This window comes from Ktedonobacter sp. SOSP1-85 (assembly GCF_016587415.1).
GTDB lineage: Bacteria > Chloroflexota > Ktedonobacteria > Ktedonobacterales > Ktedonobacteraceae > Ktedonobacter.
This window is the reverse complement of record NZ_BNJI01000003.1, coordinates 141,961-159,241: the sequence shown is the minus strand read 5'-3', so window position 1 is coordinate 159,241 and position 17,281 is coordinate 141,961. Positions and strand designations below refer to the sequence as shown.

Here is a 17,281-nt window from a genome sequence, read left to right as displayed (position 1 = left end):
CGTATTCCATACATTGGATTGCTCATTGGGCTTGAACACGAGTGGATACACCAAGGAGCGGGTATCAGGGGCTTTACGAGTTCTGCTCTCCTTGAAAAGAGACATCCGTAGCTCATCCTAGAGGACATTCTGTGGGGAGAGAGCATGGCAACGTATCCAACCATCACGCGACGACAGTTATTGGCGTATACATTAGGTATAGGTATAGGAGCAGCCAAGGCTGCTCCCTGGTATTTTGATGTCAGGAATGTGTTTCCCTTTCATACAAGGAAAGGGCTAAAGAAATTTCATCAGCCTCTACGCGGCATTGGTCCTGGGGGGATTCCGGTTGCCACTCCAGACGCCTTTGTCGCTCCCACCACAGGGGTGACGCATTATTCACTCTTCATCAGGCAATTCACGGTTCAATTACATCCCGACCTTGGAGCAACAACGTTATGGGGCTATCACTCGGTCGTTCCGCTTGGTGGGCGAGCGCAAGTGCAGAGGCACCTTGGAGGCATCTTTGTGGTGCAGCGCGGGAAACCAATACAGGTCACGTTTACGAATGAGTTGCCACCGAAGCACATTCTGCCAGTTGATAGGAGTGCCAACTTCCCTGGTGCTCAGAAACAGCAGAATGCAACGACGACGCACATACACGGTGGATTTGTACCCTGGACCAGCGATGGCTGCCCATGTACCTGGTTGACGCCAGATGGGCAGTATGGACCGAGTGTGCAGAGTCAAAATGGGAACATCTACAAATTGCTCAACCCTCATCTCGAACCTGATCAAGCGGAGTACTACTATCCCAACGATCAGAGTGCACGACTGGTCTGGTATCACGATCACGCTTACTGTCTTACCCGGCTCAATGCCTCTGCTGGAATTGCCAGTGCCTATATTATACGCGATCACTTCGAGTCTGAATTGCGTAACGATGGCCTGCTCGACTTTGTGGAACATGGTGGGCGCGAGATTCCTCTCATTATCCAGGATAAGATTTTCGTTGGAACTGATCTCGAGCGCAAAGATCCCAGTTGGCCGGGCCCCAGGGAGGTGGGCAGCTTGTGGTACCCCCACGTCTATGAGACGAACCGTTGGTCGCTAGGTCCTCATCCTCTGGGTTTGCCACCAGATCGCTCGGTTGTCCCAGAGATGTTCGGTGATACCATGCTTGCGAATGGCACGGTATATCCCGAGACAACCGTTGAGGATCGGCGCTATCGCCTACGTGTTCTCAACGGTTGCCAGGCGCGATTCCTGAACCTGCAATTGTATATAGATAATGGGAGTGCGGATAGCATTACTCTCAACAATAATTCAGAGCCGACCAATGCAGCAGGCCCCGATTTCTTTGTGCTAGGGACAGAAGGGGGATTCCTACCCAAGCCAGTGCGTGTTCCTTCCAATCACCCGTTCGATCCCGCCTCTCTCAAGGGTAGCCTCATTACAGCCCCTGCTGAACGTTGGGATCTCCTTTTCCCTGAACGTAGGCCCAGGTTTCGCCCTTTCCCTTTTCCAAAGAAAGGATCATACGCATGTTGTTTGACAGGGAACAAGCTTATACCGTTCTTCATCCTCATTTTCCAGGGCTGCTCCAGCTCCAGGAGCCGTTGGCGCCCCATTGTTCTTTCGAGGTCGGGGGGCCAGCTGATCTCTGGTTGACCCTGCAAACCCCTCAGGAACTAGAAGTCTTGATTCGGATGTGTATGACCCATCAGTGGCCTTTACTGCTGGTGGGTGAGGGAAGAAATATCCTTTTTGCTGATGCTGGTGTTCGAGGCATTGTCGCCCGCATCGATTGGCAACAGTATGTAATTGAAGAACGCTCAGAGACATTGATTGCTGATGCTGGCGTTCGCTGGTCTCAACTGCTTCCTCAACTGCAAGTCTTAGGGTGGGCCGGACTCGAATTTGGGATTGGCATTCCTGGAACCCTGGGGGCTGGTCTGATCAGTAATGCCGGTGCTCACAATAGGGATTTAGGACAAAGCTTGCAATGGATTGATGTGCTCGATGCACGTGCTTGCAATACGGGTCAGTATGATGTGTTTGTCCCCCTGGTTGAAAGACATTATGCCCGTGAGGATTTAGATCTGGGTTACCGGCACAGTCGTTTTCGTGTCCATCGTGCTACTCATATCGATACTGATGGCAAGCTCGTCTTTCCAAGCAGACAACTGATCGAACCGGCTGAAATTGTGCTCCGATTAGCCTTGCGATTGCAGCGCAAATACCCCCACCAGATAGCCGCTCTTTCTCACCAATATATGCAGGAGCGTCAGACCCAGGAGCCTGCCTTGCCGAAAACTGGCCCTGTCTTTAAAGATCCTACAGGATCTCTTGCAAAAGACCTGATTGCGCAAGCGGGCCTTGGAGGAAAAGCCATAGGCAATGCGAAGATTACTGAGCAAAATGCAAATTATATCGCTAATCTGGGAGGTGCAACCGCTCAAGAAATCCTGTTGTTGATTCTTATGGCCCACCAACACGTTCTGGCACAATCTGGAATCGATTTACTGTTAAACCTCGAGATTCTGGGTGAGTGGCCTGTGGAGCAGGTCTAGAATATGTACCACGCGTCATTCTCACTGACCAATTGGCAAGCTATGTCATTGTGAAAAAAGAAATCATGCCAGGTGTGGAGCATCGCCAGCACAAAGGCTTGAATAATCGCGCCGAAAACTCACATCAGCCAACTCGGTAACGCGAACGCACGATGCGAAGGTTGAAATCTTTGGGTCAGGCCCAACGTTTTCTTTCGGCCTTTGGTCCTATCTCTGACCATTTTCGGCCCCAACGACATCGCCTCAACGCATCAGCGTATCGTGCACTCTTGCAGGAGCGCTTTCATGTAAGGAACGAGATCACAGGAGTAGAACGAGCCGCATAGTACACCAAACTCCTCGCCCCTTTTTTGCTTTTGCCCTTCCTCTTGCTCATCTTTTCAAGAGAACGCTTCCTTTCTCTCGCTAAGTTGACAATACCTTCCATCAAAACGGGTCAATCTCAAGGTCACTGGATTTTGCCACCAATACCAATGTGTCCAAGAGCCTCTTTGGTTTCATTACCCGCACGGACAAAGAACTGTTTCTTAACGAAGACAGGAGCCTGTACCTCTGCAGGGGTTGTGGCTGAGTTTGGTCGATGGCAGCACGGGCATGGCTTTTCTTTGATGAGTGGTGTGGGATATACTAAGGGCACACATTCGTGCCAGAGAGAGGAGTTGTGCTTGTTCCCAGGACATGGTTCATCACGTGATTCCTTCTCATGGGAACGCCGCCTCGAGAGGATAGACAGCTATGGCTGCAAAGAAAACCACCGTTGTGACTGCTGATGATGATCCGCGTTTGCTGCGGCTCGTGTCACGCAGCCTTGAACTTGAGGGCTATGAGGTCATTGCTACCCAAGATGGAGCGCAAGCCCTTCAGGCTGTGGAAACCAGAATGCCCGATCTTGTGCTTTTAGATGTGATGATGCCCAAACTTGATGGCTTTATGGCCTGCACGCGGATACGCGAGTTCTCCACCGTTCCCATCATTGTCATGACCGCCAGGGGCCAGGACAAGGACAAGGTCCTCGGGCTGGATTTAGGAGCCGATGATTATCTGACCAAACCCTTTAGTGTCGATGAACTCCTGGCGCGTATTCGCGCCGTTCTTCGGCGTACCTCCTTCGCGACGACCGAGGGGAAAGGGATGCAAGCCACGACGAAGATCGGTGAGCTGACCATCGATTACGCGCAACATCTGGTCAAGCGAGGGGCAACGGACATTGTGCTCACCCCTGTCGAGTATCGTCTCTTTGCCTATATGGCGCAGAACGTTGGGCGCGTCCTGACGCATGATCAATTGTTGGAACATGTCTGGGGCAGTGAATATCTGGGAGAGAGCCACATGCTCCAGGTCAATGTGAACCGCCTCCGGCAGAAAATCGAACCAACACCGTCTCAACCACGCTATCTCCTGACCAGAATCGGCATTGGCTATCTCCTCGTCGACCCGCAGCCCATGCCATAAAGGGAAGCTTGCGAACCAACGTGAAGAACAAACGAGGAGTTGCGTCGACGCAACTCCTCGTTGAGAGTGTTTGTGATTCCTGTGTTTAACTTGTGGCCACCTTGGGAAGGGGCGCCTGTTTTTTCGCGAGCGAGCCTGTCCAGGGCGTTCCCAGTAACGGGAGCAGGTACCGATCTACACCGTAGTAGCCAGCAATCCGCCAGGACAGCACCAGGAAGAGAGCCAATGTTCCAATGATGGGGTTGATACTCACCGCGCCCGCCAGCAGGAAGTTCAGGTTCATGAAGACACCGAAGAAGGCGGCAATTCCTGTCAATACTCCAAAGATCAAGCCCAGGCCAATGCAGACTTCGCCGAAGGTGACGATATAGGAAAAGATGGCAGCGTTGGGCAGGACGAAGTGTTGGAGAAAGGCAGCATACCAGCCCTGCACCGCTGGATGAGGGCCTCCTGCCTGGGCCAGTGCTCCTGCGATAAAGCCCTTAAGCCCTGCCCCATCGTGGCCGCTGAAGACCCAGGCTCCTCCCTTGACGGCCTGGCCGAAAGACGCGTCGAGCGTAAAGGACCGGCCCGTCAGTTTCTCCAGGCCAGCAGTGAGCCACTCATAGCCAACATACAAGCGAACGATGATCCAGAGCCAGGCGATGCGGGTGTCCGCGAACAGGAACCGTGCCACTGGTGGCTCGGCAATTTGAGTTGACGCGCGTGGTTGAAGTGTTTTCAACATCTGCATGATGTTTCCTCCCTGAAACGATATGTACGCTCGATTGAACGAAAACGGATGATACCCCAGAGAAGAACAATCCTTGCTCACCAGTACCAGTGGATCGGCGCCCTCGGTTGTTACCTCCCTGACAGTGATAAGCATATCTGGTAGGACTCTCTCACCCGTCACAGCCAGGGAAAGAGGTATCACAGCCATATCACATGCAGAAAATCTCTTCATAAGCGCTTTCCTGTCTGCCTCCCAAATATGGGAGCATAAAGAAGGGACACAGGTGCGCCTCCCCAGGCGGCGCTTTCCTCCAGAAACCTGGGCAACCACGTGTGCACTCCTACAAGACGAAACGGTGTATCAGCACCAGGAAATTATCCAACAACCTTGTGGGAAGCGCCTGCCTATCCTGGTCAACGCTGTCCCACTCTCTTCTTCTCATTGGCACAGTATGGAGCCCTCAGAGCATCACTCCCTGGATCAATGCGAGCAAGAATGCCTGGCCCTGGTGATTCACCAGGATGTGAGTGCGCTCAAGCAGGCCGAGTCCCTCAAAGATGAATTTATTGGCATCGCGGCCCATGAGCTACGTACACCGCTCGCAATCCTCAAAACAGCCGTGAGTAGTTTCATTCATCAAGCGGTGCGTGGGCATGGCACCCTACTCGAAGACTGGCAACTGGAAAGGCTCGAGGATGTTGAGCAGGCGACCAATCGCTTAACCGATTTAACGAAAGACCTGCTGGACGTGACCCGTTTACAGTCAGGCCGCAACGTCCTCCAACGGGCTCCCACCAATATTGTCGCGCTCACCCGACGCGTGGTCGAGCGTTTTGCCCGGATGACAACGCGGCATCATATAGAACTACAAACCGCACAAGAGGCCCTTGAAGTCACTATCAACGCGAAACGTATTGAGCAAGTCCTCACGAATTTATTCTCAAATGCTATCAAATATAGTCCGCAAAGGGGATCAGTGATTGTCCGTTTTGCTGCCAGACCAGCCGAGAATATGCTGGAGATTCAGGTCCAGGATACCGGGATAGGCATTCCCCAACAGCAGCAGGCAAGTATCTTTGGGCACTTTATCCGCGCTGACAATGCCAGGGCCGCGGGCATTAGCGGAACCGGACTGGGCCTGTATCTCTGTCGGATGCTCGTTGAGCAACACGGGGGACGCCTCTGGCTCACCTCAGAGGAAGGGAAAGGCTCAGCCTTCTTCCTGACGCTCCCCATTGGGGACGTGTCGCAGGGCGAGAACGCGACTGCCACATAAGTTCCAGCTCTTCTCTCCCATCTCTCCCACCTCCTTCTTTGTGACGGGATGCAATCAAACCCGGCATGTTTGTGTTAGTATTGTGATATCTCGTCATGTGCGAGTGACGTGCTTGTGTCTCTCTCCAGGCTATACTACAGTCACATCAGTGACGATCTACTAGCCAACAAAAGGAAATGCCGTGAATGCTCCAATGCCACGAACGTGTGGCTGCTTTTCTGTGCCTGGAGAGAGCTTGGGGACCACACCAACAACCTCATGCTTGGATCTGATGGTGTATGCACGATTGTTAGGAAAACAAGTGTTTGCAGGAGAAATCGATGCTGCCACAGCGGCAGCGCGCCTGCTTCACATGCTCTTGCGTTGTGCACATCAGCTCCAGGGAGCGCTTCTCCTTTGCCTACCCGAGCAGCACTCTCGCGAAGTTGCCCATGTTCTGGCGCTTCACTTTCCACTCATAGGAGGTCTTACTACGCATGGGCAGTGGTATCTTCTGTCCTTGCAGGGGATTAGTATGCAGCATCTCTTGCAGATACTTCCTTCTCTTCACACACAGGATGCCATCATGCAGGCAACGCCTCTCACCGAGGGACGCGTCTCCTATCCTCTGCCAATTACGCTGCCTTCTCACGTTGTGCTGGAGGCGCATGTGGGTGAGCATGCAAATGAGCACGGCGAAGCAATTCCAGCATCACGCTTCCATTTGCCACCCGTTGCCACGTTGCTCATGATGCAAACGACAGGTGATACGCAGCGTGTTATCGAGCCAACTCCCTCCAATACATTGCCGCTCTGCGTTCAGGAGGCCGCAGGAGTGGCTCTTATGACGATGCTTCTTGCACTCGTGAGCTTGCATCCATCTTCTTCTGGAGGGAATTTCATCCAGGCCGAATCTCAAGAGACCCTTAGCCACGAGTTACGTAGCCCACTTGCGGCAATCAAAGGTTACACCCATACCTTGTTGCGCTATGAACACCGTATTCAGCCTGAGGAACGGCGTGAGTTTCTCCAGGAGATCGATGAGGCAAGCAGCCATCTCGCAAGCCTGGTCGATCAGCTCATCGAGCTCTCCCAACTGGAGACGGGGACCCTTCTTTTTGAGTTTAGCCCTACCAATCTGGTGACGGCCGCTGAACAAGCCCTGCTAGGGGCTCGGTCACGCTGGGAACAGCATATGTATGCGCATGCGCAGCAGCCTCGCTTCTCGTTGCGCCTGGAGGATGAAGACACGTTGGGGGAGCCGCTGGTGTATGCTGACCCACAACGGCTGCGCTATGTCGTGGATATGTTGCTCGACAACACAGTCAAATATTCGCCCCAGGGAGGCGAGATCGAGATTCTCCTGCGTCACCCCTTACCCACCACTCTCCTGCTCGGGCAAGAGCGGGACAGGTTTGAACCGCAAGGGAGCGCCCAGGAAGCGCATGAGACGACAGAAGCCTTCATCGAGCTCTGTGTGCGCGACCATGGTATTGGCATTCCGCCCCAGCAGTTGCAGCGCATTTTTCACCGCTTTCACCGGGTCGATAGGAGTCTGACACGTGAAGTGAGCGGGCTAGGGCTAGGACTGACCCTTTGTAAATATATCATTCATAAGCACCGGGGACTGATCTGGATTGAGAGCACGTTAGGCGTGGGGAGCACGGTCCATGTGATCCTTCCTGCCTACCAGGAAGAGGGGGGGTGCTCTTTGTGATCGGCACCTGATCTCTTGTTGGTTTCTGTATCATTCCTGTGAGGGGGTATGGCCTCTGCTTGGTAGAGGATCAGTACACCACATATGCTCTTCCCTATCAGACAACGCTCACGCAACCCCAAAGGAGAGCGTATTTGTAGGACAGAGAGGCAGAAAGGGACACATGATGAGAGCGTTTGACATCGACAACTCCTATAAGATGCTTTCTCCCCATTTTCATCAACGTATTCATAAGCAGGAGCCTCTGGCCAGGCATAACGCATTTGGCACAGGCGGGACCGCTGATCTCTGGCTCACCTTGAAGACGCGAGAAGAGCTCGCAAAAATGGTCCAACTCTGTACGAAAGAGAACTGGCCGCTCCTGATAGTCGGCGCAGGCTCTAACATCCTCTACGCTGATGCTGGGATCCGTGGTATTGTTGCGGAGATGGGGCTATCCTCCTATGACATTGAGCCTCTGTCTGAGCAAGAGGCCCTTGTGCTTGCCGATGCTGGAGTCCGCTGGGAACGTTTGCTGAGGCGCACAGCCTCTCTGGGCTGGGGTGGTCTTGAGTTCGGCGTGGGTATCCCGGGAACACTGGGTGGAGGCGTCGTCAGCAACGCAGGCTCTCATACACAGAGTCTCGGCGATGTCTTGAACTGGATAGAGGTCCTGGATGCGCGCGGGTGTAATTTGAAGACGCAAGGCGAAGATGCCGTTGCCATTCTGCGGCGTTATCAACATGCGGAACTGGCGCTCGGTTATCGCACGAGCCGCTTCCGGCAGCAGCGCCGCGCCACAATAGACGCCGAGGGACACCTGGTATTGATCCCGCGAGGACTGATTGAGCCCGGAGAGATTGTGGTACGCCTGGGTCTGCATCTCCAGCGAGAGGATCCTGGCGTGCTCACTTCCCTCATCGAGAGGCAGAAGCAGGCGCGCCAGCAAGCGGAGCCGGAGCAGCGGCATATCGGCTCAGTCTTTATTGATCCTCCTGGAAGGCGGGCCGATGAACTCATCGCCCAGGTTGGCCTACGGGGCGCGTGCTATGGCAAGGCGCAGATCTCGCCCAAAGACGCCAATTATATCGTCAATCTAGGTGGGGCAACGTCGAGTGATATCCTGGCTCTCGTCGTCAAGGCACATCACCAGGTCCTGCTCCACTGCGGGGTCCAGCTCGAGCTGAATCTTGAGCTCCTTGGCGAATGGCATACCCAGCAGGTCCAGGCTGTGCCCATAGAAGTGAGCTCTGCCACGGCACAGGCATCCACTGAGCCGCATCCCAATGTCTAAAAGCTTTCTGCTTCAAGAAGAGGGCCCGCGCGCCATCAGGGAGTCTTGATGGTGCACGGACCCTCTTCTTGGGTTATATATGCAAGAGCCGGGCCACTCATGGTTCTTGCGAGGTGAGCATATCCTCCACGGCACGGCGCGGCGTGGGCGTCGTGGAGTATGTGTATCCCATGCGCAGAATCATTTGTGGGTAGTCGGATGGCCCCAAAAGCGTTTGCAGTTGGGTGCGCATTTCCGGGACCTCCAGCGGCTGATTGAAAAACGAGGCCTGAATGCCCTCTGTGCATGCTGCCAACAAGACCCGTTCCAGGGCCTGGCCTGCCAGTAACCAGTCGAGCGGCGAGTCGCCAAAGGTTCCCAGGATCGCCAGCACAGGGGCCTGCTGCAGGGCGCACTGTATTGTGTGCTCTTCGCTGTGGCTCAGGTTCAGCGTTCGCACCCAGAAGGGACGGCCTCCTCCACGCGGGTGGGCCGAGACAGGTATCCCATCAGGAGCGGGCTCCGGCCGTAACCACTGCGCCAGCTCAGCGCGAAAGCCCTTATTGGCCCATTGCTGTCGATCTCCCTTCAGAATAAGGTCCGAGAGACGCTGGCGCAACTCTCCTTCCACAAACCGTATCCAGGCTCCTTCAAGGCCTACTTGCTTGCTCAACTGATCAAGCGATGAGCGTGGTATCGGCTCAGGAGAGACGTCTCCGCGATAGGTGTGGCGCCATGGGAGCGCAGAAAAGAGGCGTCGATCCTCTTCATTTGGTTCATGGGAAGAGATGACGGTCATCCTGGCGACCAGGTTGGCACATTGGGAATCGGGGAGAAGCCGGAGCGTCTCTTGCAGACCAAAGTAACGCAGCGCCACTTGTATATTCATACAGGCCGCACCACAACTGATGAGGAGCTCGCGCCCCTGGGGATCAGCAATCGGCAAGCGACGCGAGAGATCGGCATAGACCTCAAGGGTGTTACCATGCACCTGAAAGAGCCAGGGTTGCACGTTATATTCGGAGGGAGCCAGCGCCGCATAGTGTACGACAAATTGGAGTTGTTCCGTGATTGATCCCTCACGCGGAAAGGCTCCTTCTTGCATAGCGGGTGAAGACGCATGAAACGTGTCCATAAGTTGTTCCTTTCCTCTCCAGTGGCGAGAGCTCGACACCAACATCACACAACGGGTTCCTTCTCCTGAAAATACATTACACCAGCGCCGAAGGGGTACGTTGAATAACCTGGCGAAACTCTTCAACTTCGCGAGGATCAACCCATTTGCCAATCCGCACCAGCAAGACATTGACTGGATCCATCATGATATCAGGTTCCGTAGTCGCAAATTCAGCGAATCCTTGAGAAGCGAACAGGTGGATGAGCATTTCTCGGTAGCGATGGGGGGTGCTATGGAGTCCTTCGATATCCCAGTGCCAGGAGAGACCCAGCGCACATAAGATGAGGTCCTCCAGCGTCTCCAGTTCAAGGGCAAATTCGAGCAAACGCCTGGCAACACCCAGTCCACGCCAATGCTCGCTGACCTCAATAGCGATTTCATAGGCATTTTCGAGTTTGCTCCACCAGTTATCTAGTGGCGCGAGCGTAACCTGGCCAATGATGGCGCCCTCTGGCGTATGAGCGAGTGCCAGGGCGCAATCTGGATTTCGCGCAATCGAAAGAAGCAACTGGTGCTCTCGCTCCGGGAAGCGAGCGAAGGCATGCATGCCTGTGTCGACATGGAAGCGCTCTACGAGCGAGGTCGGACAAAAATCGCGCAGGATGACCTTCCCGCGAGGCGTGGAAATGACCCGGCTGCGAGAGGGCGTCTCCCCCTTATCAGGATGGAGCAGGTCAAACAGGCCTGTCAGCGGGGACGGCGTCTGGCGAGCTGGTAGAGGAAACGCGTGGCGAACCGCCGAGGGAAGAAGAAGGCGGCGTGCTAGAGTGGCTACCAGCCGATTCTTCCAGCAAATTTCGTCATGCCGGGGTTGGACCGGAATCGCATCGCGCGCATCTTCAAATGTCGTTGGGAAGCGCCGTTGTGACAGATTCTCTTCTGGAGCCAAGAGAGCAGCCGCGTCCTCAGTGCGCTGGTCAGCTATCCAGACAGGATACCATTGCGTAACCCAGGAGGGAGGAAGGCGTGGTGGGAGAGGAAGCTGGGCCATTTCCGCCCAGACACTACTCCATGCTCGCGGAACCACGCGATAGAGGTCATAGCCCCCGCCTCCTACGGCGACCCAGCGTCCGGCACAATAGGTATGTGCGAGCTCATGTGCGAGCTGCGCCTGGGCCTTGATGCCGCGCATACTCAAAGAGAGATGCGTGAGCGGGTCCCAGGCATGGGTATCGCAGCCATGCATACTGATCAGGATATCCGGCCCAAATGAGGTGAGTAGCGGAGCCAGCAACATCTGCATGACCTCTACATATGAGTCATCCTCGGTAAAGGGCTCAAGCGGCACATTGACGGTATAGCCTCGCCCACTCCCACTGCCCAGTTCCATAAGCTCGCCAGTCCCTGGAAACAGGGAGCGGCCCGTTTCATGGAGCGAAATGGTCAGCACACGCGGATCATCATAAAACGCGTTTTGTACACCATCACCATGATGTGCATCAAAATCGATGTAGGCTACTTTAGCTTCACGGGTACGCAAAATATGCGCAATCGCGATGGCGATATCGTTATACACACAGAAGCCCGAGGCCTGGCTCGCCTGCGCGTGGTGCCAGCCACCAGCCGGGTGGAAGACGTGGAGTGGCTGCGTGTCATCTTGTTTGCACTCTTCCTGATTGGCTCCCATGACGGACTCCAGCGCCGTTATTGTTCCTCCCACAATGGTCGACGCCGCTTCATGCATTCCTGGGAAAACGGGCGTATCGCCTGGGCCAAGACCATAGCGCGCCTCTAGCTGCAACTGCTGTTGCTCATCTAGCGCAGGTGTGGGCATGCTCAAGCGCTGTACAGCCTTGATGTAGTCCTCGCTATGGATGAGGCGTAATGTCTCAAGCGAGGCCGGTTGGCCTGCCCTCAAGCGTGTCTGCGCGCTATCAGGATGCCATAGATCACTAGCTTCGAGCAACTCTATGCATGCCTGTAAGCCCCGCGCATGCAAAGGATGCTGTGGGCCAAAATCATAGCCTAATTCAGCGTTTTCAAAAATCAAGGCGGCATTATGCCTGTTCGAGGCGTGTGACATGGTTTTGCTCCTCTGTTTGTTGCTGCCCACTGGCAAACTGAATGCCTTCTTGGATCAGGCGCCGCAGGAAGGGACCGGGATTGATCGTGGCAACACGAAGTATGGCCTGGCGCGGTTCATCGCGTGATTCTTCTAACTTCCAGGGTATGATGACCAGGCTACTGACGGGCACATGCAGCTCTTCCGCTGCCACCAGAGCCCTGACAAGAGGAGCCAGGCCGCCCAGAGGCAGCGCGATGCGGATCTCAAAGCCTGGCTCAGACGCCCCTAGCAAACGTATCATAGCGTGCAGTATATCGCTACGCGACAGTAACCCCACCAGTACATCCTCTCCACCCTGGCCTGGCTCAATCACTGGAAGGCAGTTGATGCCTCGGTCAATGAACACTTGCGTGGCGGCGGCAATAGAGGTCATAGGCGTAACATAGGCCGGGACAGGGGGCATAATCTCGTTGAGTGGAATGTCCTGCCATGGGTATGCCAGAGAGAGCGTGGCTTCTTTCTGTTTTGCGAGCGCGATAGCTAACTCTACATCCTGTATGGTTAGCAGGCCTTTCAACAGGAGGATGGGTGCGGACTTGAAAGCACCAGGTCGCGTCTGCTTCTTATTACGCACTGTATGAGCTACGGGGAGGTGGTGAAAATGGTGCTGGCGCAGTATATGGACCGCCTGCCCAAGCGTTGCCTCTGGCTCAATAGTCACGAGTGTGGTAGACATAATATCGCCGACAATCATAATGGTTTACCTCGTTTCGACTGTCTGACGAAGAGAGCATAGGTTGTTATCTTCGCCAAGGCGAGGAGGAGCATTATAGAGCCTGGGAGGTGTTGCTTCAAGGCGCAGCGGTGAGCCAAGGAGCCGAATGCACCCAGCTGTCGGGTGCGGGCATTCCCAGATAAATCCACGATGGGCAAGCTGTGGATCATGAAAGACATCACTAATAGAGCGTATTGAACCCGAGGGAATGCCAGCACGATGCAGGTCATCGAGCCAGTCCTGCGTCGTACGCTGTAGAAAGAGCTTTTGTAGAGCAGGAATCAGTTCCTCGCGATGTAGGACGCGTTGGGCGTTGGTTGTGAAGCGAGGATCGGTCGCCAGTTCCTCTTGGGCCAGCACCTGGCAGAGCAGGTGAAACAGGTGATCATTGCCACAGGCGACAACGATATGCCCATCACGCGTGGCAAATGACTGGTAGGGCACGATATTGGGATGAGCATTTCCATAGCGCTCGGCTTCTTCGCCGGAGACAAGGTAGTTGGAAGCGACATTTCCAAGTAATGAGATGGCTGCCTCTTGCAGAGAAATGTCAATATGTTGTCCCTGCCCGGTCTGATCACGCACACGCAGGGCCGCGAGAATGGAGAGGCAGGCCAGAACGCCGGCCATAATATCGGTGATGGGGCTCCCCACTAACGTTGGCTCTCCGTCAATCGCGCCCGTAATTGCCATCAGGCCTGATTCCGCCTGCGCAACAAGATCATAACCAGGTTGTGCCGCGCGAGGCCCATCCTGTCCATACCCGCTGATAGAGCAATAAATAAGACCAGGATTGAGGTGTTTCACATCTTCATAGCCCAGCCCTTTTTTAGCCAGCGACCCCGGGCGAAAATTCTCGACAACGACCGTTGCCTGGCGAAGCAATTCAAGCAGTTGCTGCTTCTCCTCGGGCTCATTGAAATCGAGAGTCACGCTCATCTTATTGCGATTCAATCCCAGGAAGTATGCGCTCTCGCCTCCGGCAGAGGGGGGACCAAACCCGCGTGTATCATCACCCTGCCCCGGTCGCTCAACCTTGACGACCGTAGCCCCCAGGTCCCCCAGCATCATGGTACAATAAGGGCCTGCCAGGACGTGCGAGAGATCCACAACAATGATATCTGAGAGAACAGCATTCATATAAGCACGCTCCTCCCGCTCTAGCATAATACGATTGAGCGGATGACTTCAGCCATCTTTCCCTCTCACTCGTCTCTTAGCAAGAGGCGAAGGGACGCTATGGCTATCTTTGCTACACAACAGGCTGGTATGGATATGCTATGACATAGCATAAGACGTAACGTTCACAATGGCATCAAAGAAGCATACCTGCTCCTCACAGAATGCTCACGCACCTCTTCCATCAAGAAGCGTGCTCCCGCTTAGTCAGAGCATGCTTGCGGCGCTCCTATCCTGTCTCCAATCTTTTCTCACAAACCTTTCAAAGGAGGCCTGGCTGACACAACCTCTTCACATCTTTGCGTCTTCCCTGGCATTTGTGGAGACAATAATTCTAAGGTCCGGCATAAGACTTATGACAGATGTGAGGCCGAGTGCTCTTCGTGCTTAGGCTTGCCTTGTTCGCTCTGCCTAAATGGCCTTGTGATGAGCATCGGACATTTTGTGTCATTGAGAACCTTTTCGGCCACGCTGCCCAGCAGGATACGCTGGACCCCGCTTCGACCATGCGTCGCCATGGCTATCAAGTTAGCGCACTCACCTTCAATAACACTCTGGGTGTGCTCCACATGCTGGACAATGGTTTCTCCAACCTCTGTAGCACATATGACAGAGGTTGTGAACAGCACATCCTGAGAGGCGAGGGGATTCTGTTTGAGGCGCGCGATAACCATTTGCAGGTAGTCCTCAGCCGCCAGCATCGCCTGCTCCACTTGCTCAGTGCTGGCCTTCTGCTGGAACTTCCATCTGCTGCTTGCTGCGGGTGGAAGGGCAACGACCTGGACGAGATGGAGCTCCCATGGCGTCGTGGGACGGAGCGTAGAAACCAATTGGAGCGTTGGCTCCAGGGCTCTCTCGGCCAGCTCTGAGCCATCCAGGGGCACGGTAATGCGCCAGGATGGGGTCATGGAGAGTACGGATGGGTGCCCATGCGCATTGAGAACCAGGATAGGAACCGGGCTACGGCGTGCGAGCTGGCGTGCCACACTGCCTAGCACCCAGTTCGCCAGATCTGTTTTTCCTCGGCTGCAGAGCACAATCATATCAGCCTGTTCCACGCGGGCGGCAGACGCGATGCCTGGAGCTGTAGCTCCCAGCTCGATATCCGTTTCAAGCGGAATGCCTGTCAGTTCAGCGGCATACGTTTTGGGGATGATCGAAAGGTAGTGGTGCGCGAGCGCATACTGCGTTTCCAGCGCGCTGGGGGCCAATCCCATCACAGGCTCAGCGCCAAACGAACCACTCCGTACAGGCGTGTGAATCACGCGTACCAGGACGAGTGAGCCTCCCGAGGTACGCGCGATACGTGCTGCAAAGGGAATCGCCTGTTCAGCGACGGCTGTCCCATCCAGTGGGACCAGAATATGATGAAACATGTGTCAAAATCCTTTCATTGAAGAGCATTCGCTACTCCTGAAACGCTTCCTTAATCGCTATAAGCTATAGAAACTGTATGGCTTATCTATCACGTGTCAATAACAGCCTATGGCCCTGCGTTCACAAAACCTTCTCAAATCACAACCAGAAACGTTCACTCTTCACAACCAGCAAGAGCACGTAAAAGCCATCTTTTCCATTCCTCCCCCTCTCGCAAGCGCACCTCCAGGTAAAAGGAGGGGTAGCGCTCACTTTTCAAGCGTCCTCACAAACAGTAAGGCCATATTGTTATGTCCTTGAGAGAGATATAGATGCGAGATCCTCTCGTGAACGTTCTGAGGCATGAAAGAAATAACATTCAATGGAGGTATTGAGAGGTCCAGATGGAGTGAAGAAAGAAGGAGTTTCTCATGAAGACCATGATTTACTCTTGCGTTATCGCCACAGACCTGGTGCCACCAGGGCGCCACTGCGAATTCAACCGGCAGAACACCAGTTGACGGCCATGGGAGGCCAGCATCATAACCAGGGCGGCTTTTTCTGCGCTCACTGTGGCCAGGAATTTGCACTGTTGGTATGTGCGTCGCTTTAACCACCCCTGCCTATTCAGCGCTTTACGTACCCATCATTTGCGCCTTATCCACTGAATGGATGAAGGCGCCCAGAGACTGACCATGAAATGGCGCGCGATCAGAAAGGCTGCTGCCGCCGCTAACCCACCAATAACGGCGGTCTGCAAGGCGCTACGTAGAGGCCTGATATCGGTGAAGCGACTTTTGTCATAGCCAAAGATCAATAACGCCAGGAGGGTGACCTTGACCCGTTTTCATAGAGTGACAAACCCGACGCTCTCGCTAACCCCGTCTCCTTTTCCTTCGACGATGAGTTGGTGTAGCACCGTCCTCAAGACCTTTCCCATCTCGTTCAACTGCTCATGGGCCGTCTCAAAAAGTGTAGGGCTGCCTATGGGATGCGCAACGAGTTTAAGCTCATCAGTAAGTTGGCTTGAAAGCATCTTTCCAGACTCTCCTGCTTCCATAAGGCAGAGGTATGCCTGATTTCTTGCCAGTAAAAAGGAAAAGCATTGAGCGAGCCTGCGAAGGGCCTTTAGCCAAAAGGGTATCTCGTTGCGCATCCCATGGGTTGTTGTATGTTATGGGGCCACAGGACCCTGCTCCGTGGCTGGCTGCGAACGAGAGGTGGTAAGTCGGCGCGCCATGGTGCGGTTCGCCGATTGGAGAGCGCGCACAAACAGCCAGCCGGCAATGAGCATCACCCCCACCAATCCAATCCACATGACGATCAATGCAACCGTCGGATTCGCGTTACTGGTAAAGATGTGGGCAAAGCCAGCCAGGTAGCCCTGGCTATTCGCCTCGATCGCGAAGACCAGCGCCCCATAATACAGGGTCGCACCCAGGACGAGAAACGCGGTCGCCAATCGATAGGCGGTCACATCATCGTCGACCCGCCGCGAGAGCTTCACCGCCAGAGCCAGCAGCAGGCACAGCGCGGCCAGCGGCCCGGTGAGCGGGAGGGCCTGGTTGACAACGATATTAGGCGCAAAGAAGATCCAACTCAGCGCAAAGGTCATTAACAGCACAGCATCGCGCATGAGCAGGTACGACATCCACCAGATATCCGCGCCCAGGCGCAGGCCGCAGCGGCGCAGGGTGCGCAGCACATATGGACGGCCCAGATGCAGCATCAAGGTCATCGTCCAGAGGACGGGAAGGAAAGCGACGATCGTGGCAATCAGCCATTGTGATCCACCTTGGACAAGCGCATTCGTAATTGCATTGGCGACATCATCGGGTTTCATGGC

General features: G+C 54.6%; 15 protein-coding genes and 1 pseudogene. 7 read left to right on the top strand and 9 right to left on the bottom strand.

The genetic code is table 11. From position 1 onward, the window contains the following. Positions 1-144: 144 nt before the first annotated feature. The 4 genes and pseudogenes from KTE_RS48350 to KTE_RS38650 all read left to right on the top strand — a co-directional run bounded on the left by KTE_RS48350 (position 145) and on the right by KTE_RS38650 (position 4,004). On the top strand, positions 145-1,650 hold the full coding sequence (locus tag KTE_RS48350) for a hypothetical protein (RefSeq protein WP_236600911.1): 1,506 nt from the start codon (positions 145-147) through the stop codon (positions 1,648-1,650). Between the two features lie 38 nt (positions 1,651-1,688). Beyond that, positions 1,689-2,552 (top strand): FAD-binding protein, encoded by an 864-nt coding sequence (locus tag KTE_RS38655; RefSeq protein ID WP_307812088.1) that lies wholly within the window; start codon positions 1,689-1,691, stop codon positions 2,550-2,552. Next, positions 2,546-2,878, top strand: a pseudogene (locus KTE_RS48345) (DDE-type integrase/transposase/recombinase); the annotation flags it as partial. The gene KTE_RS38655 and the pseudogene KTE_RS48345, both read left to right, overlap by 7 nt. A 409-nt stretch (positions 2,879-3,287) precedes the next feature. Beyond that, positions 3,288-4,004, top strand: coding sequence for a response regulator transcription factor (locus KTE_RS38650; RefSeq protein WP_201391397.1), 717 nt, complete (start codon positions 3,288-3,290; stop codon positions 4,002-4,004). 85 nt (positions 4,005-4,089) lie between these two features. On the opposite strand, the gene KTE_RS38645 is transcribed toward KTE_RS38650, so the two are convergent. Continuing rightward, complete coding sequence (locus KTE_RS38645) at positions 4,090-4,950, bottom strand: DoxX family protein (protein WP_236600910.1); 861 nt, start codon at positions 4,948-4,950, stop codon at positions 4,090-4,092. A gap of 52 nt (positions 4,951-5,002) precedes the next feature. On the opposite strand from KTE_RS38645, the gene KTE_RS38640 reads away from it, so the two are divergent. The 3 genes from KTE_RS38640 (at position 5,003) to murB (ending at position 8,964) form a co-directional block, all read left to right on the top strand. Then, entirely contained in the window at positions 5,003-5,995 is a 993-nt protein-coding gene (locus tag KTE_RS38640) for a cell wall metabolism sensor histidine kinase WalK (RefSeq protein ID WP_201391395.1), read from the top strand. 301 nt (positions 5,996-6,296) lie between these two features. Further along, positions 6,297-7,691, top strand: coding sequence for a cell wall metabolism sensor histidine kinase WalK (locus KTE_RS38635; protein ID WP_201391393.1), 1,395 nt, complete (start codon positions 6,297-6,299; stop codon positions 7,689-7,691). Positions 7,692-7,854: 163 nt separating this feature from the next. Then, positions 7,855-8,964 (top strand): UDP-N-acetylmuramate dehydrogenase, encoded by a 1,110-nt coding sequence (murB, locus tag KTE_RS38630; protein ID WP_201391391.1) that lies wholly within the window; start codon positions 7,855-7,857, stop codon positions 8,962-8,964. Positions 8,965-9,061: 97 nt separating this feature from the next. Here the strand turns inward: murB and KTE_RS38625 are convergent, their stop codons facing one another. The 8 genes from KTE_RS38625 to KTE_RS38590 form a co-directional block, all read right to left on the bottom strand. Continuing rightward, positions 9,062-10,078, bottom strand: a complete 1,017-nt coding sequence (locus tag KTE_RS38625; protein WP_201391389.1) for a hypothetical protein — start codon at positions 10,076-10,078, stop codon at positions 9,062-9,064. Between the two features lie 76 nt (positions 10,079-10,154). Then, on the bottom strand, positions 10,155-12,143 hold the full coding sequence (locus KTE_RS38620) for an acetoin utilization AcuC family protein (protein WP_201391387.1): 1,989 nt from the start codon (positions 12,141-12,143) through the stop codon (positions 10,155-10,157). Continuing rightward, complete coding sequence (locus KTE_RS38615; RefSeq protein WP_201391385.1) at positions 12,118-12,879, bottom strand: HPP family protein; 762 nt, start codon at positions 12,877-12,879, stop codon at positions 12,118-12,120. The genes KTE_RS38620 and KTE_RS38615 overlap by 26 nt, the downstream gene beginning before the upstream one ends. A 6-nt stretch (positions 12,880-12,885) precedes the next feature. After that, positions 12,886-14,040, bottom strand: coding sequence for a CaiB/BaiF CoA-transferase family protein (locus tag KTE_RS38610; RefSeq protein ID WP_201391376.1), 1,155 nt, complete (start codon positions 14,038-14,040; stop codon positions 12,886-12,888). Between the two features lie 392 nt (positions 14,041-14,432). Continuing rightward, the gene (locus KTE_RS38605; RefSeq protein WP_201391374.1) at positions 14,433-15,455 is read right to left on the bottom strand and encodes a universal stress protein; all 1,023 of its coding nucleotides are present in this window, start codon (positions 15,453-15,455) and stop codon (positions 14,433-14,435) included. A gap of 626 nt (positions 15,456-16,081) precedes the next feature. Further along, complete coding sequence (locus KTE_RS38600) at positions 16,082-16,261, bottom strand: VIT1/CCC1 transporter family protein (protein WP_255553086.1); 180 nt, start codon at positions 16,259-16,261, stop codon at positions 16,082-16,084. A 21-nt stretch (positions 16,262-16,282) separates the two neighbouring features. Continuing rightward, entirely contained in the window at positions 16,283-16,471 is a 189-nt protein-coding gene (locus tag KTE_RS38595; RefSeq protein WP_201391372.1) for a hypothetical protein, read from the bottom strand. A gap of 138 nt (positions 16,472-16,609) precedes the next feature. Then, on the bottom strand, positions 16,610-17,278 hold the full coding sequence (locus tag KTE_RS38590; RefSeq protein ID WP_201391370.1) for a hypothetical protein: 669 nt from the start codon (positions 17,276-17,278) through the stop codon (positions 16,610-16,612). Positions 17,279-17,281: the final 3 nt, after the last annotated feature.

Excerpts from the sequence above, each read along its gene's own strand:
- KTE_RS48350 (WP_236600911.1), top strand. The coding sequence starts at position 145 with ATGGCAACGTATCCAACCATCACGCGACGACAGTTATTGGCGTATACA.
- KTE_RS38645 (WP_236600910.1), bottom strand. The coding sequence starts at position 4,950 with ATGAAGAGATTTTCTGCATGTGATATGGCTGTGATACCTCTTTCCCTG.
- KTE_RS38605 (WP_201391374.1), bottom strand. The coding sequence starts at position 15,455 with ATGTTTCATCATATTCTGGTCCCACTGGATGGGACAGCCGTCGCTGAA.
- KTE_RS38650 (WP_201391397.1), top strand. The coding sequence starts at position 3,288 with ATGGCTGCAAAGAAAACCACCGTTGTGACTGCTGATGATGATCCGCGT.
- KTE_RS38620 (WP_201391387.1), bottom strand. The coding sequence starts at position 12,143 with ATGTCACACGCCTCGAACAGGCATAATGCCGCCTTGATTTTTGAAAAC.
- murB (WP_201391391.1), top strand. The coding sequence starts at position 7,855 with ATGATGAGAGCGTTTGACATCGACAACTCCTATAAGATGCTTTCTCCC.
- KTE_RS38590 (WP_201391370.1), bottom strand. The coding sequence starts at position 17,278 with ATGAAACCCGATGATGTCGCCAATGCAATTACGAATGCGCTTGTCCAA.
- KTE_RS38610 (WP_201391376.1), bottom strand. The coding sequence starts at position 14,040 with ATGAATGCTGTTCTCTCAGATATCATTGTTGTGGATCTCTCGCACGTC.
- KTE_RS38625 (WP_201391389.1), bottom strand. The coding sequence starts at position 10,078 with ATGGACACGTTTCATGCGTCTTCACCCGCTATGCAAGAAGGAGCCTTT.
- KTE_RS38595 (WP_201391372.1), bottom strand. The coding sequence starts at position 16,471 with ATGCTTTCAAGCCAACTTACTGATGAGCTTAAACTCGTTGCGCATCCC.
- KTE_RS38615 (WP_201391385.1), bottom strand. The coding sequence starts at position 12,879 with ATGATTGTCGGCGATATTATGTCTACCACACTCGTGACTATTGAGCCA.
- KTE_RS38655 (WP_307812088.1), top strand. The coding sequence starts at position 1,689 with ATGTGTATGACCCATCAGTGGCCTTTACTGCTGGTGGGTGAGGGAAGA.